Origin of the sequence: Pseudothermotoga sp. (assembly GCA_025060105.1) — a bacterium.
Taxonomy (GTDB): Bacteria; Thermotogota; Thermotogae; order Thermotogales; family DSM-5069; genus Pseudothermotoga_A.
In genome coordinates this window covers 124,454-147,026 of the sequence record JANXCS010000005.1, presented here as the reverse complement: position 1 = coordinate 147,026, position 22,573 = coordinate 124,454, and the positions used below count along the sequence as shown (strand labels likewise).

Here is a 22,573-nt window from a genome sequence, read left to right as displayed (position 1 = left end):
TCGTGGTAGGGTTTCAATTTCTGTCCGGATCGATCATGTACGCGCATATCCTGGCCAAGATCAACGGGATCGATCTTCGAAAAGTTAGAGACGGAAATCCAGGTTCAAGCAATCTTTGGCGTGCGAAAGGTTTGAAATGGGGCGCTCTGGCACTCGCACTGGATTACTTCAAAGGCACCTTCCCTCTGTTTTTGTTCATCTGGCTCGGCAAGGTATCGAACGAATATGTGGTTGCCTTCGCTGCATTCGCTGGCGTCGCGGGGCATGCTTTCTCTCCGATACTTAAATTCAAAGGTGGGAAGGCTGTCGCAACGAGTTTCGGTGCTTGGTCAGTGCTCACAAGATGGGAAGCACCCACCATTTTAGGTACAACTTTCGCACTGTTCAGTCTCCTCAAGAGGAGAACTACCGTTGAGGAGGACGCATTCAGAGTCTTATTGGGATTCTTGGTACTGTTCTTCTATGTTCTGTATCGAACGATGAACAGAGATTTTCACATACTCTTCTTCTATCTTGCCAACTTCACAGTGATAACGATCAAACATGGCAAAGACTGGTATAGATTTTTCACCAATCGAAGAAAGGTGCATCCCAACGTTTAGAGTCTGCACTTGATCTTCCATCAAACACTGAATCCTTTTTGCTTGAGTTTCTCTAAGATCTCCTCTAAACTTTTGCCTTGTTTTTTGCAACCTTCTCTCAAACTGGTGATCCTACCGAGTGTGTTTCTCATGATTGGATTTTTCACACCCAAAAAACCCATCTCGGCAAGTATATCTATCAACTCTGGATAGTCTTTGGTGAGTTCATAAATCGTTTTATCTGGGTCTATACGTTTCATCTGCCAGCCTTTTTTCCCCTTCGAGCTTCTTTATTTGCGTGATATCTTGAGTAACTTCCAAGGTGCCGAGGTATTTTCCGTTACGATCACGAACGGCAAAATATCTTATATAAACGAGCTTACCTTTGAAATTTATCCAGAAATCTACTTCATCCTTTTCTCCTTTCCTGAACCATTCGATGATTTGCATGACTTTATCGACACTCTGAGGTGGGTGACAGTTACGCACATCTCTCCCAATGACACTTTTGGTGCGCACAAAGATCCTGTCTTTTGATTTCGAAAAATACTTAACTTTGTTTTCACTGTCGACGAAGGTGATGTCAATTGGAAGCGTGTTCAATATGGCTTCTAACTCATTGAGAGACAACTTTCCCGTATCGAACACGATGTTTTCTTCATCTATAGAAACAGTTTGAACGAGATTCATTTCGAGTTCTTCGATCAATTTTTCCAAACTTTCCGGCAATTTTATGTAGACGTAACCTACATCTTTGCTCTCTCTAAGTACACTCACCCACTCTTCCGGCTTGAGCAGTTCCAGCGCGGTGGGAAAGAGAATGTTTTCCTCTTTGAATATCATGCCGTCTACTTCTTCAACCAGCGGATTCAAATATTTCTGAACATACTCTTCGAAATCGACTCTGTCAAACTCCTCCAAAGCTTTTCTCAGCATCGTTCTTATATCGTTGTGTTTACCCCACATCACTTTGGACGGACCTGTGAAGCCGTGTTTTTCTAGATATGGGAACAAAACTTGTTCTTTCCTTTGGTAGTGCACTTCAATGCCTTTCAACTCTTCGAGCAAACCTTTGAGTTTTTCTTTGTTCTTTTCCCAAGCAGACGCTCTGATCTGCTCGAGTAATTTCTTTATGTACTCGTTTTCCTGTTTGAAAAAGTTGATTGGGTGAGCAGGATGGTCAACACTTTTAAAATTTTTAGACAGTACACTCTCAAAGAGCATAGCATGAACATTGCAAAAAAGCTTTATCTCTTCTGGAGAAACCCCTTCGTTGATCAACTCTTGCTCTATCTGGGCAATTTCGTAAGATGTGATTGAGCCTATTTCCTTTTCAAATTTTTCTTTCGCCTCAACCAAAGGCATACCCGCATGGAGCTGTTTGATGATGTGCTTTATCGCTTGCTTTTTCTGTTCCTTTCCAAGACCTTCACTCATCTTCGCACCCCCAAAGTGGATCTTTTTAGTCCAATTTTATTGTACCACTTTTTCGGGCGAAAGGATGGATCAAACACAGAGCTTGATCATCGCCGGGGGTGATCTTCGATTTCATCGAGCATTCACTTTTTTTGTTTTGGAATTTTGTTGGCAAATTTTTTTATCAACAGAGGTTGAGAAAAGAGTGTGAACAGAACGCCAAAACTGATACCGAGTATCAGTAGCAGTGAGACATTCTTGAAGAGGGCAAGCCTTGAGAAAGTCAAGACGAAGAAACCTCCGATCAGACCGAGACCGTTGGCGAGTATGGGCATCGATACGTTCTCTATCGAGACAAACACGTCTTTCGTTCTCCTCATGTCATGAGCCAGATGAATTGAATAGTCTACGACCAAACCAACGAGAATGCTTGCAACGATGGAGGTGGCCACGTCCAATCTCAACTTCAACAAAGCCATGAAGAAGAAGTTCATCAAAGCGGTGAGGAGCACAGGCACCACGATCGTTAACGATAAGGATAGATCTTTGAAAGCGAACAAAACAGAACCGAAAATCAGCAACAAAGAAAGTGTGAGACTTTGGATTTGACTCTCGATGATCTGCGAGTTGATTTGATCAACCACAAAAGCGGCACTCGCGATTGTGAATTTGTATGGATATTTTTGAACGATTTCTAACAATTTGTGCTTCAACCTTCCAGCCTTTCTGTAAGCCTCCTCAGTTATGTTCAAAACGATTCTAATCGTTCTCCCGTCCGCGACAAAGTGATTGATGACCGGTTGAAATCTTGAAAGCATCACCAAGGTCGGTATCGGGTATGTGGCTGGGAATTGGACCGAAGAAACTTCGTCAAGATCGCTCAAATCCCTCAAAATGCTTCTTATGATCTCCGAATCTTTAACTGTGAAGAGTGCATCTTTCTCTATCATGATGTACACTGGTTCCCTGTAAGAGAACTCCTCGGTGAGAATTCTCAACGCGCGGGCTACTTGACTATCCTTGGAAAAATAAGATGCTTGATCCATACCTACGTCTATTTCGGGCAAAAGTGCAAAAGTGAGAGCAACGAGCACGAGAGAAATTATCAACAGGGCGCGACCGACCCTTTCACTTCTGATTCTCAACAGTACTGTTTCCCTTCGAACCTTTCTCTCGTCACAGAGCAATTCATAACCTGAGGTGAAAAGGATAAGGAAAACTAAGGCAAGACCGGATGAGACCATCAATCCAAGTTGTCTGAAAGCCGTTATCTCGACGAACAAAAACGATAGAAAACCTATCGCAGTTGTGAACATGGAAAAAAAGATCGGTCTGAACATCTCTTTACGTACGCGATCACCGAATCTAACAACACCGTTGTAAAAGTGTAGGCCGTAAGCCGAACCAATGACGATCAAAAAGCTCACGCACATGACGGTCATCGTGTTGAGTTCCATACCCATCAGCGTGGTCAAACCATAAACGATTAGGTTCGCAAGGACTGGGACCAACAGGGAGACTAAACTGGCTTTCAGCGAGCGTGTTTGCAAATAGAAAATCGAAAGGATCACCAAAAAGATTATGGCAGGATAGACGAACACTTGATGAACGATTTCACGAAACAATTCTCTATTTATGACGATTTGACCGAACAAAAGGCCTCGCAGATCTTGATAATTTTTGATCAACTGGCGTACTTCTTGCAAAGCTCTATCCTCGTCACAATTTCTATTCAATGTACAGTGAAGTAAAAGATATTCACCGTCTTTCGAGATGAAAGAGTTGGCCTCTGGATCCTTCAAAATTTCCCTGTCGAGTGTGGAACCATCGAAATACGGTTTTTTGAAAGCGTAATTGACGATGCTGAGCACATTTTTGACGCATGAGATTTTGGAAAGTTCATTTTGAAATTCCACAACTTTGAGCAACGTGCCGGATGAGAAAAAGCCATCTGGATCGTGCAAAACGACGACGAACTGGGAGCCATCGTCAAATTTCTGAGCGATCTTGAAGAAGGATCTCAATTCTTCGTTGTCTATTCGTTCGATACCAACGTTGGGTTTATAACCTGGAAGGAAAACGAAATAACTGGCGTTCACACGCGCCTTGGAATAGATCACAAAGATGAAGATGCTACAAATCATTAAGAAAAATACTGTGAATCTATATCTTTTTAGCCACACAGAATTATTCTAGTTCTGCCAAGTTGACTTTTTGTTTCATCAGTTCGAATTGTATTTCACCAAACACGTTTCTGTTTGATTCTCTCCCACAACTCTTTAGCGAGTTGTGGAGATCTTTCATTGATACTGCTCAGAAAATCGAGTAAAGTTCGGCTGTCCATTCTTGATGCAAGATCTGACAACGTTTCTATATCCAAATTCTTTTCTTCCAACCAACGTATGACTCTATCCACATCGAGTGTGAGAGAAGGCGTCGTGGTTTTGGTAGAGAAAGTAGACTGAATCTTCCAGTTCGGCATCTTCCCACTGTAGTTGTATTTCGCTAGTAACTGTGACCATACGGGTGCGGCGTGGACCCCTCCAGTCAGATTCTCACCATCCACAGCCACCGCCATGATGAATCCTTGATCACCCCCGATGAACCAAGCCGTCTTCAGAGAAGTTCCAGTTTTACCTGCAACTGGTAATTTTTGCCTCGCACGCACACCCGTGCCACGTTCAACAACTTGCCGCATCACTTCGAGTAACACCGCGGACGCTTCCATAGTACTGGTCTTCCTTGCTTTAACGATGTTGATCACCTTCGGAACCGATTCGTAAATGACTCTGCCGTTCGCATCTTCAATGCGTTTGACGATGAACGGCTGTAGAACGACGCCTCCGTTGAAAATGGAGGCGTAAGCTTTCAAAACCTCCTCAGGTGCCGTTTCGAGTGTTCCGAGCGCGATCGTCATATCTTCGGGGTAAAAGCCCGCGATTTTCAAATCATTTTTCAAAAAGTCTACAACTTTTTCCCTTCCAAGTTGCATGAACAAGTTCACTGAGGGTATGTTGAGGGAGTCGATCAGTGCTTGCCTCATAGTGACGACTCCACGATAACGCTTATCGAAATTTTCTGGGGTCCAGTCACCGATCTTCAGTGGTAGATCAACTAGCTCACTGTCGATCGACCAACCTTCCAAGATCGCAAGATAATAGTAAAGAGGCTTTATCGCCGAACCAAGCAATCTACTACCTTCTGGGTAAGTCAACCCCACTCCCTTGTAGAGCAAAATGGCTCCACTGGTAGGGTCGATCGCTTCGGCCACTGTGTTGCGCGGTAAACTCATCGCAGCTTGAGAAAGTTTTCTGTCCAAAGTGGTGTAAATCTTATAACCTTGCCTCAATTCGTCCAAACCGTAGCCGAGTTGTTTCAATTCCCTGACGACTCGCCAGAAAACTTCCTCATCGAAATCGACCTTGAAACTACGTGTGTAGTTGAGCCGTTCGAGTTGTTCAAAATTCTGTTGATAAACTTCTCTATCCAGATAACCTTCTCTCAGCATCGCCCTGAGAACGGTTATAGCCTTCTTTTTTGAGACCTGCCAATTTTTGAGTGGATTGAAATTTTCAGGAGATCTCACCACACCGATCAACAAAACTGCTTCGCTGAGGCTGAGTTCGCTGAGATCTTTACCGAAATAGTATTTCGAAGCGCTGGCAAATCCATAAAGTCCATTTCCCATGTAGACGGAGTTGATGTACATCTGGAGGATCTCCTCTTTTGTTCTGTGTCTTTCGAGCCAGAGTGCAATGAACATCTCTTTTATTTTTCTTTCCCACGTCACCTTGGGTGTCAGATACAAGGTGCGCGCGAGCTGCTGAGTGATCGTGCTACCACCTTCGTTGATCGACATCGTGCTGATGTTCCTCACGATGGCCCTCGCGATCCCGATTGGATCGACACCGGGATGTAGATAGAACCGTTTATCTTCAGAAGCGAGTAGTGCGTTCAAGAAGTAAGGTGGGACATCTTCGAGTTTGACCCAGAAGGACCTTGGCAAAGACATGGTAGTTCCATCGGAATACAACAAGATGAGCCCGGTGGGTAACAGTGACTCCGGTGTGGGAAGATCTTTTGTGATTTCAATATAGAGGAAAGAAAGCAGAACTATGGTGACGAGAAAACCACACAAAAAACCTATCAACTTTGGGCGCATCTTTCACCACGCTCGAGGGCAAGCAGACGCTGCTTCCACTCAAGCCCCGAACTGAATCCTCCGAGTGAACCTTTCGCGACCACCCTGTGGCACGGGAAATATATGGCCAACGGATTTTTCTTCAACGCTTGGCCAACCGCTCTCGCCGAGGTATGCAATCGCTTCGCAAGTTCACCGTAGCTCAAGGTAGAACCGTATGGTATGTCCCTCAAAGCATGCCAAACACGCAACTGAAATTCGGTCCCGACGACTCTCACAGGAAAATCGAGTTGAGTTCTCTTCCTTGAGAAATATTCCTCAAGCTGTCGCACTATTTCAGGTTCTGGTTGAGTGCTCACCTCACACTTCTTTCCAAGATCTATCTGAAGAACTTGTCCGCTCTGCACATGCACGCAAATGGGTCCAAAAGGCGACTCAAAGACGAATCGTTCCATACCTTTACCTCCCAAGCAAATTTATAATATCACGCAGGAGGATGAACGATCTTGCGAACGCGTTTCAGGGAAGTTGGTTTGTCTTTCGGTAGGCTGTCACCGGGAGAAAAAAACCTCCTGAGTGATGTTCCTGGTGTGCGCGTTGGACATGTAACACTCGTTTTCGATGAACCGACCATCGTCCGCACGGGTGTGACCGTGGTGTCACCCAGTGAAGATATTTTTGAAAAACCTTTGAGTGCAGCTTGTGCCGTTCTCAATGGTTTTGGAAAATCGATCGGCCTGATGCAAATAAACGAGCTTGGACAGATAGAAACCCCCATCGTGCTCACCAACACGCTCAGCGTTGGATACGCGTTCCAAGGTATCGTAGAATTGGCAGCCAGAAAAAAGAAATTCAGAACGTTGAATCCAGTGATAGGTGAGTGCAATGATGGTTTTTTGAATGACATACTCTACAACGCGGTGAAATCGTTCCACGTGATCGAGGCTTATGAGAAGGCGAACGACAAATTCGAATTGGGCTCGGTCGGTGCTGGGACCGGGATGGTTTGTTTCGGTTTCAAAGGTGGGATAGGTAGCGCCTCGAGGAAACTCAAAAGCGGTAATGTTCTTGGGGCACTGGTGCTAGCGAACTTTGGCGCCTTCGAAGATCTTACAATTTTAGGAAAAAGGGCTTTTGAGTACGTCAAATCGGGTGTGACGAGAAAAGAGGAAGGTTCTATCATAATAATTCTGGCAACTGACGTCCCTCTGGATTCCAGACAGCTCAAACGTGTCGCGAGACATTCTTTTCTGGCATTGGGTATGCTCGGTTCTGCGGGCCATCATGGAAGTGGCGATGTGTGCATAGCCTTCTCGACGACAGTCGGTCGCATCGATGATAGTAGAGAACTCTTCGATGAACTTTTCAGAGCAGCTGTGGAAAGTGTTTACGAAGCGATCTGTGATGCACTCTTTTGTGCTGAGACAGTTGAAGGTTTTTGTGGTAGAGTGGAAGCGATGCCGATCGACTGGGTTTTAAATGGAGGTAGATAGGTTTGAAGGACACCAAATTCATAAGGAACATTTGTACCATCGCACACATAGATCATGGTAAGACAACCTTTGTCGATAGGATACTGGAGATCACCAAAACGGTGGATCCCCGAAAGATGCACGAACAGTTCCTCGATCAGATGGATATCGAAAGAGAGCGTGGTATCACAATAAAGGCTCAACCGGTGAAAGTGATCTACAATTACAATGGTGAAGATTACGAGATAAACATCATCGACACACCGGGGCACGTCGATTTCTCCTATGAAGTGAGCAGAAGCATGGCCGCATGTGAAGGTGCCGTACTCATCGTTGATGCTTCACAAGGTATAGAAGCACAAACGGTGGCACACAGTTACCTCGCCGTGGAGAACGATCTCGACATAATACCAGTACTGAACAAGATAGATCTCCCCAACGCGAACATCGAAGAAAGTTCGCAACAGTTGATAGATCTACTGGGCGTTTCGAAGCAGGAAATACTCAAGATGAGCGCAAAAACCGGTGAAGGCGTCGAGGATGTCTTGAGAGCGATCATAGAGCGGGTGAGACCTCCGAAAGGCGATCCAGATAAACCCTTGAGAGCTTTGATATTCGACGCTAAATACGATAAATACAGAGGTGTGATCGTTTACGTTCGAATCTTCGACGGCACGATGAAGAAGAAAGATCAAATTTTGGTCATGTCGACGAATCAGGTCTACGAAGTCGAAGAGGTAGGTGTGTTCATCCCCGACATGGTTCCTACAGACAAGTTGGGACCTGGAGAGGTTGGTTATGTGATCGCCGGTATCAAAGAAGTTTCGCAAGCCAAGGTTGGAGATACGATAACGAATGCTTCAAACCCTGCAGCTGAACCTTTACCTGGGTATCGTGAAGTCAAACCCATGGTTTACGCGAGCATTTTTCCAGGCCTGCCGGAATACTACGAAGAATTGAAAAAATCACTTGAAAAGCTCAAACTGAACGATTGGGCCCTCACTTTTGAACCAACCACGTCACCAGCGCTCGGCTTTGGATTCAGATGTGGTTTTCTGGGCTTACTTCACATGGACGTTGTCAGAGAAAGGCTCGAAAGGGAATACGAGATGAGTGTGATCATGACGGCACCGAACGTTGAATATAAGGTACTACTTCGAAATGGTCAAACGATCGTCGTCAACGATCCGGCAAAGTTCCCGGATGAAGATCTCATTGAAAAAGTTTACGAACCATACGTGAGACTTTCGATCATCACACCAACAGATTACATGGGAAGCATCATGACACACTTACAAAACGAAAGGAGAGCTACGCTACAACACACTGAAAATTCTGGTAAAAACAGGGTCATATTGTATTTCAAAGCACCTTTGGCGGAGATCATCACGGACTTTTTTGATAAATTGAAAGCCATGAGTAGAGGCTATGCCTCCATGGATTATGAGATGCTTGGTTTTGAAGAATCTCAAATCGTTAAGATCACCGTTTTGGTGAACAGGGAACCTGTGGATGCTCTTTCTACATTGGTCCACAAGAGCAAAGCCTATACGGTTGCAAAAAAATTGGTAGAAAAACTTTCAGAACTCATTCCGAGACACCAGTTCGAAATACCGATACAAGCAAAGGCTGAGGGACGCATCATCGCGAGAGCGGACATCAAAGCCTTCAGAAAAGATGTTCTCGCCAAGTGCTACGGTGGAGATGTTACGAGAAAGATGAAGCTTTTAGAGAAGCAGAAGGAAGGTAAGAAAAAGCTCAGAGAAATTGGTCAGGTGAATATCCCTCAGGAAGCGTTCCTCGCGATACTGAGGATAGGCGAAGAAGAAAAATGAGAAAGCTGTTGGAATCATGTTCCAATTTTTAAAATCTGGGCAAAGCACAACCGCCCCCGTGTAGATATAATTTCTTTTGCCTGCCGATTGGGGTGTCACCTTTGAAAATACTGGGACTCGATCCGGGTTTCGGGACGCTTGGCTACGGGGTCATTGAAGTCTCCGGAAATACACTTCGACACATCGTTCATGGAGCCATCTTCACAGAGAAAGATAAACCAATCCAGGTCAGATTGAAAAGCCTTTACGATCAGATCAGAAATATCATTCGAAACTATACGCCGAACGAGGTGGCTATAGAGAGATTGTTCTTTTACAAAAACGTTACCACCGCCATCGCAGTCGGAGAAGCACGTGGTGTGGCGTTACTGGCGGTGGTGGAGTACGATCTTCCCATCTTTGAGTACACGCCACATATGGTTAAGAAAGCGGTGACCGGTAACGGAAGGGCAACCAAAGCCGATATTCAAAAGTGGGTCGCATTGTTGCTTGAGCTCAAAAAAAAGCCCAAGCCGGACGATGCTGCCGATGCCCTGGCTATAGCCATATGTCATGCGCATTGTGGGAATTTCGAACGGAGGTTCGTCCGATGAAGAGGTTGTTCATTGAAGAACTTGGAATGGATCTGAAACAGATCGCGAGATCGATGGGGATCAATTTGAAAGAATCTTGTAAGATCCTTCAAGTGATTTACGATGCCATCACAAACACATTGATTTTAAAAATAGATAAGAAGAATCTTCCTTCTGAGCAGATCTTGCGTGAGAAACTCTCTCAAGAGTTGGGTGTGTATGTTGTGCTGCAGTTCTTGGAAACTGGAATTGAACTCGAAAAAATCAGGAAAGAACTCAACGGAAGTTTTCCCTACGTTCAAGATGTCGTTCTACTACCAGACAAAGTAGTGTTGAGAGTGAGTGGAGATTTCGCGAAAGAAAGGCTCAACGGTAAGCTCACCGATGTCAGTAAAAAGATAGAAAGCCTGACAGGTTCGAAGCGACCCATAGAGATAGAGGTGGCACAACCGAACCTACAAATAGAAGAACCTGTGTTCGTGGTTGAGGAAAAACCGAAAAAAAAGAAAAGAGAATCGAAGTTTTTCACTCCTTCAAAGTTGCCGACCGAATCTGGAAAGGTAAAAGTGGAAGGTAGTGTCTTCAAGCTGGACCTGAGAGAGGGAAAGAAAAGAACACTGATGGTTTATATAACAGACAAAGTGGATTCACTCGCATGCATTGTCACAAACAGCAATGTTGATAAAGTGCTGAACTCGATTCGAGAGAAAGACCACGTTGTGTTCTCTGGGACATTGAAATTCGATGAGAGCGGGGAACCAATCCTCTATGTTGAAGATTTTGAAAAGACCGATAATCACGAAAGATTGGACACATTCAGCGAAAAGCGTGTTGAATTACACGCACACAGCAAATTCAGCGATCTAGACAGCGTTCTAGATATAGAAGATTACGTGAAAACGGCTGCAAAGTGGGGATGGAAGGCTATTGCACTCACAGATCATGGCGTGGTGCAAGCTATACCGCAGTTCTTTGAGGTTTGCAAGAGTCACGGCATCAAGCCTATTTTTGGTATGGAAGCCTATTTGGTTAACGATATGGAGCCAGTGATTCTGAGTGGCGATGACGTGGATATAAAGACGAACAGTTACATCGTTGTGGATCTTGAAACGACGGGCTTGCATCCTATGTTCAACGAGATCATAGAGATCGGTGCGGTCAGGATCGAGAACGGAGAGATATCTGATGAATTTCACACCTTGGTTAGACCCAAGGAAAAACTCGATTCTTTCACAGTTCAGTTCACGAGTATCACTGATGAGATGCTCCAAGATCAACCTCCTTTAGAGGAAGTGTTACCAAAATTTTTGAAGTTCTGTGAAGGTAGCGTTCTTGTGGCTCACAATGCCAACTTCGATTACAGATTCCTCAGATATCATGCAAAAAGGATCTGTGGTGTTGAATGGAATCTCCCTGTCATAGACACGCTGGCGTTGGCAAAAAGGTTGGTGAAACTGTCTAGCTATAATTTAGAAAAACTCGTTTCACACTTCAAAATAGGTTCTTTCAAACACCACAGAGCGTTGGATGACGCGAAGGTCACCGCGAGAGTTTTCTTGGAACTTTTGAAAATCCTTGAGGAAAGAGGCATAAAAAGCTTCAAACAAATCGAGTCCGTCCACAAAGAGTCTCTCGTTACGCAATCAAAACCGTTCCACGCGACCATCCTCGTTCAAAATAAGGAAGGGCTCAAGAACCTCTACAAGCTCGTTTCGAACGCACATGTGAAGTATTTTTACAGTGTACCGAGGATACCAAAAAGTGAGCTCCAAACTATGCGAGCCGGGTTGCTTGTGGGCAGTGCTTGCATCGCTGGTGAACTGGTGCAAGAAATCTTGGCTGGAGCCAGTGATGAAGAGATAGAGGAAACTGCATCGTTCTATGATTTCATCGAGATTATGCCTTTGGACCTTCTCAGCACAAACGGTGAACTTGCATTAACTCGTGAGAGGTTGAAGCAGATCTACAGAAAACTCTATGAAATAGGAGATAAATTGAAGATACCCGTGGTGATGACGGGTGATGTACACTTCTTGGACCCAGAAGATGAGAAAGTAAGGAAGGTCCTCATGGCTCCTCAGAATGATACGATCCAAGAACAACCGAGAGCTTATCTGAGGACGACTGAAGAAATGATCCGATCAGCGATGGAGATACTCGAAGATGAGCGCAAAGCGTACGATGTGGTAGTGAAGAATCCGGTCCAAATCGCCGACAGCGTTGAGGCTATCGTGCCTCTCGAAAGAAAACTTCGCACACCAAAGATAGAAGGTGCCGAAGAACAGATCAAACAAATGACTTTGCAGAGAGCCAAGGAAATCTATGGAGATCCTTTACCAGAAGCGGTTCAAAAGAGGCTCGAGAAAGAACTCAACGCGATAATAAATCACGGTTACGCCGTTCTCTACCTGATCGCCAAGAGGATGGTTGACAAATCCCTTTCGGATGGCTACGTGGTGGGATCGCGTGGCTCTGTAGGTTCCTCACTCGTTGCATACCTGCTGGGAATAACTGAGGTGAATCCACTCCCACCACACCATTACTGCAAGCAATGCCGTTACATCGAGTTCGACGATTCTGGTCATTACGGTTCAGGTTTCGATCTACCTGAGAAGAATTGTCCAAGATGTGGCTCTATGCTTGATCGCAATGGACAGGATATACCGTTCGAAACTTTCATGGGGTTTGAAGGTGACAAGGCACCCGATATAGATCTCAATTTCTCTGGAGATTATCAAGATGAAGCACACAAGTTCGTGGAAGAACTCTTCGGCAAGAACTACGTCTATAGGGCCGGTACGATCAACACCATAGCTTCGAGAACGGCTTATGGATTTGTGAAAGCTTACGAGGAGAAACTTGGAAGAAAGGTGAGAAAAGCGGAAGCGGAACGACTCGCCGCGGCGATCACCGGTGTGAAGAGGACCACAGGTCAACACCCTGGAGGTCTCATGATCATACCCAAAGAGTTTGAAGTTTACGATTTCACACCTATTCAGTACCCAGCGAACACGAAAGAAGCGAAAGTGTTCACGACACACTTCGACTACGAATCCATACATGACGATCTTGTAAAGATAGATGCACTTGGACACGATGATCCCACGTTCGTGAAAATTCTAAAAGATCTGACCGGTGTAGATCCGATGACCATACCAATGAACGATGGAAAAACGCTCAAGATCTTTTCGAGCCTCGAACCACTCGGTATAACCCCGCAGGATTTGGATAACCGCACAGATGTTGGTACTCTAGGGATACCGGAATTCGGTACTCAGTTCGTTAGAGGCATGCTCACAGAAACGCGCCCGAAGACCTTCGCCGATTTGGTGAGAATATCCGGTTTGTCACACGGTACGGACGTTTGGCTCAACAATGCGAGAGATTGGATAGAACAAGGAAAAGCAACCCTCTCCGATGTCATAGCTTGTAGAGATGACATCATGAACTATTTGATAAAGATGGGAATGAATGCCTCTAAGGCTTTCAAAATCATGGAAAACGTCAGGAAAGGTAAGGGATTGAGTGAAGAAGACGAAAAGCTCATGCGTGAACTGAACGTACCTGAGTGGTACATCGAATCGTGCAAGCGTATAAAGTATCTCTTTCCAAAAGCTCACGCGGCAGCATACGTGAGTATGGCTTTCAGGATCGCCTACTTCAAAGTTCACTATCCACTGGCCTTCTACGCCGCATTTTTCACGTTGAAAGGTGAAGAGTTCGACATAGATGCAGCTTTGCATGGGCCAGAACTGATCAGAAAGAGGTTGGTGGAACTCTCCACCGTCAGCGAAAAAGATGTCCGCGATAAAGCCGCAGAGACCACACTCGAAGTGATGCTTGAAATGTTCGCACGTGGTTTTTCCTTCTTGCCACCCAACATAAACAAATCCCACGCTCGACTGTTCCTCATTGAAAACAATAAGCTGCGCATACCGTTCAACAAACTTCCGAATTTGGGAGACAACGTCGCGGAGTCCATAATTCGTGCAAGGAAAGAAAAACCTTTCAGTAGTCTCGAAGATATCTTGAAGCGAACTAAACTCAACAAAGCCCACCTAGACGTCTTCAAAAGGTACGTTGAGCTAGAAGGCTTACCTGAGAAGGAACAAATCAGCCTCTTTTAAAAAAAGCCAGTAGAATAATCTTAAGGAGGTTCAAGAGGAATGAGGATCGCTTTCATCGGCGATGTGCACGCCAATTTGTCGGCGTTGGAAGCTGTTTTGAAAGATGCCAGTGAAAGGAAAGTCGATGCGATTTATTGTCTTGGAGACATCGTCGGATACGGACCAGACCCAGATGAAGTCGTGAAGGTCATTTCGAGATATCCCTGCGTTGCGGGGAACTACGATGATGCCGTTGGTCATGAGAAGTCAAGTTGCGGTTGCGAATACAAACCCGGTAGGGAATCTGAAGTTGGAGATATCTCACTCAACTGGACGATAGAAAACACAAAGGTTGAAACAAAACACTTCCTCAGGGGGCTTCCAAAAAGATTGAGTATAGAGATTGAAGGTGTAAGGATCCTTCTAGTGCATGCCAGCCCACTAGATGAACTGTACGAGTATGTCACACCAAACACACCTTCAAAAAGGTTTGAAGAATTGGCGAAAAGTTTCGAAGAAGATGTCGTTGTGAGTGGGCACACACACTTACCGATGGCGAAGTATTGTTTTGGAAAGCTTTTCTTCAACTGTGGTAGTGTGGGTCGACCGAAAGATGGTGATAACAAATCGTGTTATCTTCTATTGAACGTGGAAAGAGGCGTGATAGATCACCAATTTGTGAGAGTGAAATACGATGTGAAAAGTGTGTGTGAGAGGATCGTGAAAGCTGGACTTCCATTAGAGTTGGCCCTCGTTCTGGCACTCGGTGAAAGTTATGACATGGGAAAAGGAAAAGTCGAGTTTTTTGTACGATAAGATGAAGTCGATATTGACAAGCTACGGCATCTCACTGAGTGAAGAAAGAGCGAAATTGATCGTTGAATATCTGTCACTACTGCTTGAAGCACCGATGAATTTGTCGGGTATTGAAGAGTTCGAAGAGGCCGTTCACAAACACGTTGCAGATGTCTTGTTACCAACGAAGATGCTCCAGGGAAACTTGCTAGATGTAGGCACCGGTGGAGGAATTCCCGGTTTGATACTTTCCATAGTCTATCCTGTGAAAAGTGTTTTGGTGGATTCTTCGAGAAAAAAGACGATTTGGTTGGAGAAAACCGTCGAGAAGTTGAATCTGAAAAATGTTGAAGTGGTCTGTTCAAGAGTTGAATCTCTTGGAGAAACTTTTAGAGAAGCTTTTGACTACGTTACTGCGAGGGCTGTGGCACCCTTGAGGGTCCTTCTGGAGCTCTGTGTTCCCTTTTGCAAGGTGGAAGGAATCCTGCTGTTGTACAAAGGTCCAAATTGGATGGAAGAGATGAAAGAATCGAGGAACGCTTTGAAAGTTTTGAATGTCCAGCTCGAAGAGAAAATTGAGTACAAGTTATTCATGGGTGAAAACAGGGTGCTTTTAAAATTTAGGAAGTTGTTGCCAACGGATCCGATCTACCCAAGAGAAACGAGAAAGATCATCAAGCGACCACTTTGAGGAGAGAGAGTATGTTGTTGCTGAAAACGTGGAATTTTCCTGGGAAGACTAACATGGCATTGGATGTGGTACTCGCTGAGAACGTGAAAGAACCTTTGCTCAGACTCTACACTTGGGCAAGACCAACTCTTTCGCTTGGGAGACATCAAAGACGGGTGAGCTTGAATTTGAATTATATGGAACAAGCTGGCATCGAATGCGTGATGAGACCAACAGGTGGTAGAGCAGTGTTGCATTGGGATGAATTGACTTACACCGTCGTAGTTCCCGCTCCACACGAGTTCATGAAGAAGAGTTTGCAACAATTTCATTTGATGGTCAGTGAGAGGATCGCTGAGGCTCTGAAAAACCTCGATTTTTCAGTATCGATAGAATCAAGAAAGAAGATCCTCGCGGAAAGCCCCGCATGTTTCGAAGTTACCTCCACGTACGAACTTTCTCTGAATGGTAAAAAAATTGTAGGAAGTGCTCAGATGAGGACCAAGGATTTCATACTCGAACACGGTTCGATACTGTTGAGATCTCACTTTGAGGAATACGCACGATGCTTGAATTTGAAACCAGAAGATTTAAAAGATAAATTCACCGGTCTTCAAGAGATATCTGATGTGTCATTTGAAAAGCTTGTGGAAAGTTTGATCGAGTCGTTCTCTAAAGTATTTGGACCAGTCGAGCATTTCAAACTCAACCAAGCACTGCTGGACCAGGTTTACAAAAGGGAGGGACAGTTCGTTTGCCCGGCAAATTGACGATCGTTGGCACGCCGATAGGTAACATGCTCGATATGAGTATAAGAGCGATCAAAGCTTTACGTGAAGCGGATGTTGTGCTTGCAGAAGATACCAGAAGGACTTCGAAGCTGCTCAAGTTCTATAGAATAGAAGGAAAACAACTCATCTCTTACGGTGTGCACAACCAAACTAAGAGCATACCTATGATCCTGAACCTTCTCAACGAAGGGAAAAAGGTATGCTTGGTGACCGATTCTGGCATGCCATCGGTGGCAGATCCTGGAGGACACCTTGTAGATGCATGTTGGAGGAAAGGTATAGAGCTCGACATTATGCCTGGACCGAGCGCACTCACGTGTGCCATGTCTTTGTGTGGCTTCGACACTTCTCGGCTTCTTTTCGTTGGATTTTTGCCACGTGGTAAGAAGAGGAGAAAGCTTTTCAGAGAGCTGAAGGGGAAAAAAATGGTCTTGATCTTCTTCGAATCGGCCGGTAGGCTACAAGCAACTTTCAAGGATATGTTGGAAATCTTCGGAGATTGTGAGATATTCGTTGGTAGAGAGATGACTAAGATGTTTCAACAACTCTACAGAGGTAAAATCAGCGAAGCGTTGGAATTGTTCAAAGATTCGAAGGGTGAGATAACTGTGGCTGTCAATTTGAGGGGGAGGGAAAAATCTTGAAGAGAGATGTTGAGAAGCTGTTGAGAGAGATTTGCTTCACCATCAAGGTGGAAGGCAGACTCGTTTTGAGAGACTATCCCATCACTGCAGCACAGTTCGATCTGCTTCAGAGGCTTTATTTCAGAGGACCGATGAAAATGGTCGATCTGAGCCAAGCTTTGGGTATCGCCAAGAGTACTCTGAGCGGTATTGTAAAACGACTCGAGTCTGCCGGTTACGTTGAAAGAAAACGCGGTGTGGACAAAAGGATCTACATGATTTTCGTTACGAACGAAGGGAAAAAGATCATTGAGAGTGTTATCGAGAGAAGGGTGGAGTTCGTCGGAAAAGTGTTACAAAAAATGGGAGAACACAGAGCCTCTGAACTGCTCAAACTCCTCAATCAACTCAAGGAAGAGATGGAAAAGTGCAGAAGTTCTTGATCCCATTACTTTTGGGCGCTCAGATCTGTTTAGCCATCACCATCGTTACGAACGTGCCGAACGTCGAGGTGAGACTCGGCTCGATCTTACTTGCCGTCACCGACAGGAACGGTGTGGCTGAGATTGATGTGAGTTTACCAGCAACCCTAACTTTCGTCAAGCCTGGTTACATCAGCAAATCGATACTTCTGCAAGATTCAGAAAAAAGCCACTTCATAAACCTCATCGCCGCATCGAACCTCCAGATCTTCACTGAACCTTCCGGTGCTACTGTGTGGATCGATGGCAAACAGGTAGGTTCAACACCGATCGAGTTGCAGTTGGAACCTAAAGACTACGAAATCGTGTTACAAAAAGAAGGTTTCTGCAGAGTGAAAAGGTCCGTGGCACTGCAACCTCATGAGAAGAAAAAACTACAAATTGTGCTCGCCAAAACACCAACAGTGCACATCAATTCGAACCCTCCATCGAGAGTATGGGCAAATGGAAGTTACCTGGGTGAAACTCCGCTGAGCGTGGAATTACCCGCCGGTGAGTACAGTTTCAAGCTTGAAGCGAATGACTTTTTCACCAGTGTCGAAAAAGTTCAAATCTCCTTGGACGAAGAACAATATCTCGAATTTTCCCTCACGCCCAGTGCAAGGCTGCTCGTTCAGGCGAGTCCACCCCACGCGATAGTGTCACTGGATGGAGAAAGTAAAAGACAACCTGCCAGTTTTGATAATCTCTCACTTGGTGAGAAAATCATCACAGTCAAAGCAGCAGGTTACGAAGAAAAGATCATGAAGGTCGAGCTTAAACAAGGAATGAACTATGTTTATGTTCCGCTCGAACCGAAGTTAAATAGACTCAACGTGATCGCTCCAGCAGAGGCCATGATCTTCGTCGATGGAAAAAGTGTGGGGCGCGGTCCGACGAGTGTGAAACTTTCCCAAGGCGTACATCTGGTCGAGGCAAGATTGGGTGAAAAACGATGGATGGGACTCATAGATCTTTCAAAGGATGAAAAAATCGACGTCGACTTCAACGTTGCAACCATCTTGCTTTTGGGAGATAGAAAGACCATCTACACTGTGGAAGGCGTCACACAGAGACCCCCAGCGTTGATTTACTTACCCGAGGGCTTTCACACGATCAGAATTGGTGAAAGGGAAAGGACGATAGAATTTTTGGCTGGCAAGTTGTACACCTTTTCTCCAGAAGGGATCGCTTATTTGTGCATCTTCAGTGACGCCGTGGTTGAATGCCAAGTGGACAACGAATTTGTGGGCCTTTCTCCTGTGTTATTCTATCCAGTGAAACCTGGCGTTCGGAAAGTAGGCACCGTTGGGTGGGAAAGAGAAACGATGGCCGAGCCATCGAAGGTCGTTTACATCAGAATAGGAGGTGATTGACGTGAAGAAAGCCTCGTTTGTGCTCACATTATTGATGATGAACTGTTTACTCATCGCTCAGGTGAGCATAAAGGATGTTTCACCTGTCTTGGATATCTACATTCCTGTGTCCTTTGTGATCGAAAACAAAATCATGGAACTGGACGAAAACGGTAACTTCAGAGGAGGACTGTTGACCACCAGATTCGACATCGCACAGTACATATACAGAACGATCAAGAATTTTCAGCTGGACGAACTGTCGAAGAGGCTATCGGCACTCGGTGATGCTCAAAAAGAAATTTTTGCGAAAACAGCAGGCCTCGAGGCAGCCTATAAAACTTACGATCAAAGGTTGAGAGAAATCGAGAACGCAACGGTGAGCCTTCAAAATCAAATCGGTAAGCTTTCGCAAGAACTATTCTCTCAACTGCAGAAACAGCTCTTAGACTATATAAAAGCCCAAGAAACTCAATTGGGTAAAATCGACGCTTTGTCAGCGAGGGTTGATGCGGTCGAAAAACTGAGCTCGGATTTGTTCAAGCAAGTTCAATCGCAGCAGAGCAGTTTGGAAACACTTTCAAGCGAACAAACGAACATAAAGAACCAGATCGCGAACCTTTCACAGCAACTTTCTGCTTTAAAAATCTCGCTAGACACACTGGCAAAAAAATTGGATCAAACTTCCAGCGATCTAGCGAGTTTTAAGGGATCGACAAAGAATGAACTCAACGCCTTCACAAACTTGATAGATCAAAAGATATCTGCCTCTGAAGGTAAGATCAATTTCACATTGAAAAGTATGCAGAACGAGCTTGCTTTACAGAAAAAAGAATTGACGGACAGAGCGGAAGAGGTGAACAAACTCAAACAACAGCTTCAAGAAGTTCAAGCACGTCTCGCAACGTTGGAAGGCTTCGCTTCCAAGCAGCAAGTTCAAGAACTCAAGGGTCAGTTGAACGAACTGGCTCAAAGAGCTTCAAAGATTGAAGAAAATTTGAGGAATTTGGAGAAAAATTTGGCATCGCTCGATCTTTCCAGGTTTCAGAAAAAGATTGAAGAACTTGAGAGTAAAAACAAAACCCTCGAATCCAATCTGAACATGGCTTACATCATCGGAGGCGCTGGCGTGGCCATTGGCCTGCTAGCACTGATCTTCATGATGGGACGGTGAAAATGGATGAAGAAGATCCTTCTGAGCTTTTTGCTTCTGCTTTCCTTGAGCCTTTCCTTTGGAAAGACTGTGCACATCGTTTCAAACTACGTTAAACCAGAAAGAGACAGAGCCCATTACGAGGGAAACGTGAAAGTTCAAGTTGATGAAGACAAACTGAAACTTTCCTGCCAATCTATGGTTGTGTCGAAACTCCAAAACGAATGGAGGTTGATCGACGCAACCTCGACCTTCATTGAGTTCGATGGTGGTGAAGCCACCGCTACAAACTTGAAATACGATCTGAGAACCAAAAGTGGTACACTTTCAGGAAAGGTTGAGGCGAAGATAAAAGATGAAGGAAGTTCGGACATTGTACAACTGAACACGGAAAAGTTGATTTTTGACTTGGACAAAAACATTTTTCAAACAGACACGCAGGTTCAAATAGTCAAGGGAAACATCGAAGCTTCTGCGAAGAGTCTGTTCTACGACAAAAAGGCGGGTTTGATCAGGTTGACTGGTTCCGTCGTACTCGTGGATCGTGAAAAAAATCTGAAGATGTGGGCTGACACCGTCGAGATAAAGACGGCCACAGACGAGATGAACGCTACGAACGCGAAGGTAGAGATCGTTGTGAAGGAGTGAGTGAAATTGCTGGATATACGTTTGTTTAGGGAAAATCCAGAAAGTTTAAAAAGTGCTCTGAGAAATAGAAATTATGATACCTCCATCGTGGAAGAAATCATCTCGCTCGATACGAAAGTCAGGCAGTTGACCAACGAGGTGAACCAACTCAGAGCGCAACGTAACAACATTTCAAAACGTGTTGCACAGGTGAAAGCACGAGGCGATGAACAAGAGGCGACACAATTGGCCGAGGAAGGAAGAAAGATCAACGAGCGCATAGAGTCTGTGGAAAAAGAACTCGACGAAATTAGAGAAAAGCTCAACAGGCTCATGCTGTACGTACCCAACATTCCACATGAGAGTGTACCCGTTGGGCCAGATGAAACCCACAACGTTGAAGTGAGAAGGTGGGGCGAACCAAGGAAGTTCGATTTCTCACCCAAAGCTCACTGGGATCTCGGACCAGAACTCGGTTTGATGGATTTCGACAGAGCGGCGAAGCTCTCTGGATCACGCTTTACGATCATGTATTCTGCTCTCGCCAGGCTTGAGCGCGCACTGATCAACTTCATGTTAGATCTTCACACAAAAGAACACGGTTACACCGAAGTTTGGGTACCCCACCTGGTAAAACGCAGCACAATGACGATAACAGGTCAACTGCCGAAATTCGAAGAAGAAGCCTACAGGATAGATTCTGATGATCTTTTCCTCATACCCACAGCTGAGGTCCCTCTGGTGGCACTCAGGGCCGATGAAATCTTGGAAGAAAGGCAATTACCTTTGCTCTACACCGCATACACACCGTGCTATAGAAGAGAAGCCGGTAGCTATGGTAAAGACGTTCGTGGCATGATAAGACAACACCAGTTTGACAAAGTGGAGCTGGTGTGGGTGACAACTCCTGAACGTTCTTACCAAGATCTCGAGACGCTCGTTCAGCATGCGGAAGAAGTCTTGAGGAGACTAGAATTACCTTACAGGGTGGTGTTGCTCTGCACTGGTGACATGGGGTTCGGTGCGGCGAAAACTTACGACATAGAAGTTTGGTTACCATCTTACAATTCCTACAAAGAGATCTCTTCTTGTAGCAACGACGCTGATTTTCAAGCAAGACGCGGAAACATCCGCTACAGAAGGAGAGATGGAAAACTCGAATTCGTTCACACGTTGAATGGTTCAGGTGTTGCGATAGGAAGGACACTGGTTGCGATCATGGAAAATTACCAAAGAAAGGATGGGAGAATCGACGTGCCCAAAGCTTTACAACCATATCTCGGTTGTGAGGTGATCCCCTGATTGCCACATCTGTTCTATGGGAGGGTGGAATCGGACAAGTTCATACTCGACAAACACGAGACACAACATTTGAAAGTGGTGAGATTGAAAGAAGGAGAAGAGATATTCACCACCGATGGAACGGGTAAATTGTTCCGCTGTCGAATCTCAAAGATAAGCAAAAATGAATCCATCGCACAGATCTTGGAGTCTAAAGAAAAGAGAGACAAGATACTTCCGATGACATTGTGTATCGCTTCACAGCACTGGGAGAGACTCAGATGGCTTTTGGAGAAAGCCGTAGAATTGGGTGTAGCTAGGCTTGTAATCTACACATCGAATAGGAGTAGATCTTACGTTGATAAAATCGAGAAAATCGAACTTATAATTCGCAACGCAGCTAAACAGTGTGGTAGATGTTCGTTTCCAGACGTTAAGGTTTTTGACGATTTCAAGTTGCCTGTTGAAGAAAGAACGTTCGTGCTCCACCAATCTGGAGAAAAACTGACGATCGAGCAAGCGGTTCGATTCAACAACATCATCGTTGGTCCGGAGGGAGATTTTACAGAGCAGGAGTTAGAATTTTTGCGTTCAAGGTATGCTCTGTTCAGTCTCGGGGAAACGATATTCAGATTTGAGACAGCGGCTTTGCTCGTTATGGGATTGATGTACTTTTTGCATGATCCCTCTTGAG

General features: G+C 45.0%; 20 protein-coding genes. 15 read left to right on the top strand and 5 right to left on the bottom strand.

What is annotated here, in order from left to right; all coding sequences use genetic code 11:
• Positions 1-2 precede the first annotated feature (2 nt).
• Complete coding sequence (locus NZ875_06455) at positions 3-602, top strand: glycerol-3-phosphate acyltransferase (GenBank protein ID MCS7175379.1); 600 nt, start codon at positions 3-5, stop codon at positions 600-602.
• A gap of 20 nt (positions 603-622) precedes the next feature.
• On the opposite strand, the gene NZ875_06450 is transcribed toward NZ875_06455, so the two are convergent.
• The 5 genes from NZ875_06450 to NZ875_06430 all read right to left on the bottom strand — a co-directional run bounded on the left by NZ875_06450 (position 623) and on the right by NZ875_06430 (position 6,593).
• Positions 623-841, bottom strand: a complete 219-nt coding sequence (locus NZ875_06450) for a DUF1858 domain-containing protein (protein MCS7175378.1) — start codon at positions 839-841, stop codon at positions 623-625.
• On the bottom strand, positions 819-2,018 hold the full coding sequence (locus tag NZ875_06445; GenBank protein ID MCS7175377.1) for a DUF438 domain-containing protein: 1,200 nt from the start codon (positions 2,016-2,018) through the stop codon (positions 819-821). Before NZ875_06445 ends, NZ875_06450 begins: the two co-directional genes overlap by 23 nt.
• Before the next feature lie 122 nt (positions 2,019-2,140).
• A complete protein-coding gene (locus NZ875_06440) occupies positions 2,141-4,141 on the bottom strand; it encodes an MMPL family transporter (GenBank protein MCS7175376.1) in 2,001 nt (666 codons plus the stop codon).
• Positions 4,142-4,236: 95 nt separating this feature from the next.
• Positions 4,237-6,159 (bottom strand): transglycosylase domain-containing protein, encoded by a 1,923-nt coding sequence (locus NZ875_06435; GenBank protein ID MCS7175375.1) that lies wholly within the window; start codon positions 6,157-6,159, stop codon positions 4,237-4,239.
• The gene (locus tag NZ875_06430) at positions 6,144-6,593 is read right to left on the bottom strand and encodes a methylated-DNA--[protein]-cysteine S-methyltransferase (GenBank protein MCS7175374.1); all 450 of its coding nucleotides are present in this window, start codon (positions 6,591-6,593) and stop codon (positions 6,144-6,146) included. Before NZ875_06430 ends, NZ875_06435 begins: the two co-directional genes overlap by 16 nt.
• A 51-nt stretch (positions 6,594-6,644) precedes the next feature.
• Here NZ875_06430 and NZ875_06425 point away from each other — a divergent pair, with 51 nt between their 5' ends.
• The 14 genes from NZ875_06425 to NZ875_06360 all read left to right on the top strand — a co-directional run bounded on the left by NZ875_06425 (position 6,645) and on the right by NZ875_06360 (position 22,572).
• Positions 6,645-7,631 (top strand): P1 family peptidase, encoded by a 987-nt coding sequence (locus tag NZ875_06425; GenBank protein MCS7175373.1) that lies wholly within the window; start codon positions 6,645-6,647, stop codon positions 7,629-7,631.
• A gap of 2 nt (positions 7,632-7,633) precedes the next feature.
• Positions 7,634-9,445 carry a translation elongation factor 4 gene (lepA, locus tag NZ875_06420; GenBank protein ID MCS7175372.1) on the top strand — a complete coding sequence of 604 codons (1,812 nt, stop codon included), beginning with the start codon at positions 7,634-7,636 and terminating at the stop codon, positions 9,443-9,445.
• A gap of 101 nt (positions 9,446-9,546) precedes the next feature.
• Positions 9,547-10,038, top strand: a complete 492-nt coding sequence (gene ruvC / locus NZ875_06415) for a crossover junction endodeoxyribonuclease RuvC (GenBank protein MCS7175371.1) — start codon at positions 9,547-9,549, stop codon at positions 10,036-10,038.
• 53 nt (positions 10,039-10,091) lie between these two features.
• Positions 10,092-14,144: a PolC-type DNA polymerase III gene (locus NZ875_06410; GenBank protein MCS7175370.1), complete on the top strand. Its 4,053-nt coding sequence runs from the start codon at positions 10,092-10,094 to the stop codon at positions 14,142-14,144.
• 39 nt (positions 14,145-14,183) lie between these two features.
• Entirely contained in the window at positions 14,184-14,939 is a 756-nt protein-coding gene (locus tag NZ875_06405; GenBank protein MCS7175369.1) for a metallophosphatase family protein, read from the top strand.
• A 1-nt stretch (position 14,940) separates the two neighbouring features.
• Entirely contained in the window at positions 14,941-15,609 is a 669-nt protein-coding gene (gene rsmG / locus NZ875_06400) for a 16S rRNA (guanine(527)-N(7))-methyltransferase RsmG (GenBank protein MCS7175368.1), read from the top strand.
• A gap of 11 nt (positions 15,610-15,620) precedes the next feature.
• Positions 15,621-16,358 carry a lipoate--protein ligase family protein gene (locus NZ875_06395; GenBank protein MCS7175367.1) on the top strand — a complete coding sequence of 246 codons (738 nt, stop codon included), beginning with the start codon at positions 15,621-15,623 and terminating at the stop codon, positions 16,356-16,358.
• A 26-nt stretch (positions 16,359-16,384) separates the two neighbouring features.
• Positions 16,385-17,023, top strand: a complete 639-nt coding sequence (rsmI, locus tag NZ875_06390; protein ID MCS7175366.1) for a 16S rRNA (cytidine(1402)-2'-O)-methyltransferase — start codon at positions 16,385-16,387, stop codon at positions 17,021-17,023.
• Positions 17,020-17,445: a MarR family transcriptional regulator gene (locus tag NZ875_06385; protein MCS7175365.1), complete on the top strand. Its 426-nt coding sequence runs from the start codon at positions 17,020-17,022 to the stop codon at positions 17,443-17,445. The genes rsmI and NZ875_06385 overlap by 4 nt, the downstream gene beginning before the upstream one ends.
• A complete protein-coding gene (locus NZ875_06380; GenBank protein ID MCS7175364.1) occupies positions 17,430-18,839 on the top strand; it encodes a PEGA domain-containing protein in 1,410 nt (469 codons plus the stop codon). The genes NZ875_06385 and NZ875_06380 overlap by 16 nt, the downstream gene beginning before the upstream one ends.
• Before the next feature lies 1 nt (position 18,840).
• On the top strand, positions 18,841-19,992 hold the full coding sequence (locus tag NZ875_06375) for a hypothetical protein (GenBank protein MCS7175363.1): 1,152 nt from the start codon (positions 18,841-18,843) through the stop codon (positions 19,990-19,992).
• Between the two features lie 6 nt (positions 19,993-19,998).
• Positions 19,999-20,619 (top strand): LPS export ABC transporter periplasmic protein LptC, encoded by a 621-nt coding sequence (lptC, locus tag NZ875_06370; protein ID MCS7175362.1) that lies wholly within the window; start codon positions 19,999-20,001, stop codon positions 20,617-20,619.
• Between the two features lie 6 nt (positions 20,620-20,625).
• On the top strand, positions 20,626-21,900 hold the full coding sequence (serS, locus tag NZ875_06365) for a serine--tRNA ligase (protein MCS7175361.1): 1,275 nt from the start codon (positions 20,626-20,628) through the stop codon (positions 21,898-21,900).
• Positions 21,901-22,572: a 16S rRNA (uracil(1498)-N(3))-methyltransferase gene (locus NZ875_06360; protein ID MCS7175360.1), complete on the top strand. Its 672-nt coding sequence runs from the start codon at positions 21,901-21,903 to the stop codon at positions 22,570-22,572. It begins immediately after the preceding gene.
• Position 22,573: the final 1 nt, after the last annotated feature.

Bases quoted from the DNA above. Each gene is read 5' to 3' on its own strand.
- NZ875_06450 (MCS7175378.1), bottom strand. From the start codon at position 841: ATGAAACGTATAGACCCAGATAAAACGATTTATGAACTCACCAAAGAC.
- NZ875_06445 (MCS7175377.1), bottom strand. From the start codon at position 2,018: ATGAGTGAAGGTCTTGGAAAGGAACAGAAAAAGCAAGCGATAAAGCAC.
- NZ875_06440 (MCS7175376.1), bottom strand. From the start codon at position 4,141: ATGATTTGTAGCATCTTCATCTTTGTGATCTATTCCAAGGCGCGTGTG.
- NZ875_06435 (MCS7175375.1), bottom strand. From the start codon at position 6,159: ATGCGCCCAAAGTTGATAGGTTTTTTGTGTGGTTTTCTCGTCACCATA.
- NZ875_06430 (MCS7175374.1), bottom strand. From the start codon at position 6,593: ATGGAACGATTCGTCTTTGAGTCGCCTTTTGGACCCATTTGCGTGCAT.
- NZ875_06410 (MCS7175370.1), top strand. From the start codon at position 10,092: ATGGGGATCAATTTGAAAGAATCTTGTAAGATCCTTCAAGTGATTTAC.
- NZ875_06405 (MCS7175369.1), top strand. From the start codon at position 14,184: ATGAGGATCGCTTTCATCGGCGATGTGCACGCCAATTTGTCGGCGTTG.
- rsmG (MCS7175368.1), top strand. From the start codon at position 14,941: ATGAAGTCGATATTGACAAGCTACGGCATCTCACTGAGTGAAGAAAGA.
- NZ875_06395 (MCS7175367.1), top strand. From the start codon at position 15,621: ATGTTGTTGCTGAAAACGTGGAATTTTCCTGGGAAGACTAACATGGCA.
- rsmI (MCS7175366.1), top strand. From the start codon at position 16,385: ATGCTCGATATGAGTATAAGAGCGATCAAAGCTTTACGTGAAGCGGAT.
- lptC (MCS7175362.1), top strand. From the start codon at position 19,999: ATGAAGAAGATCCTTCTGAGCTTTTTGCTTCTGCTTTCCTTGAGCCTT.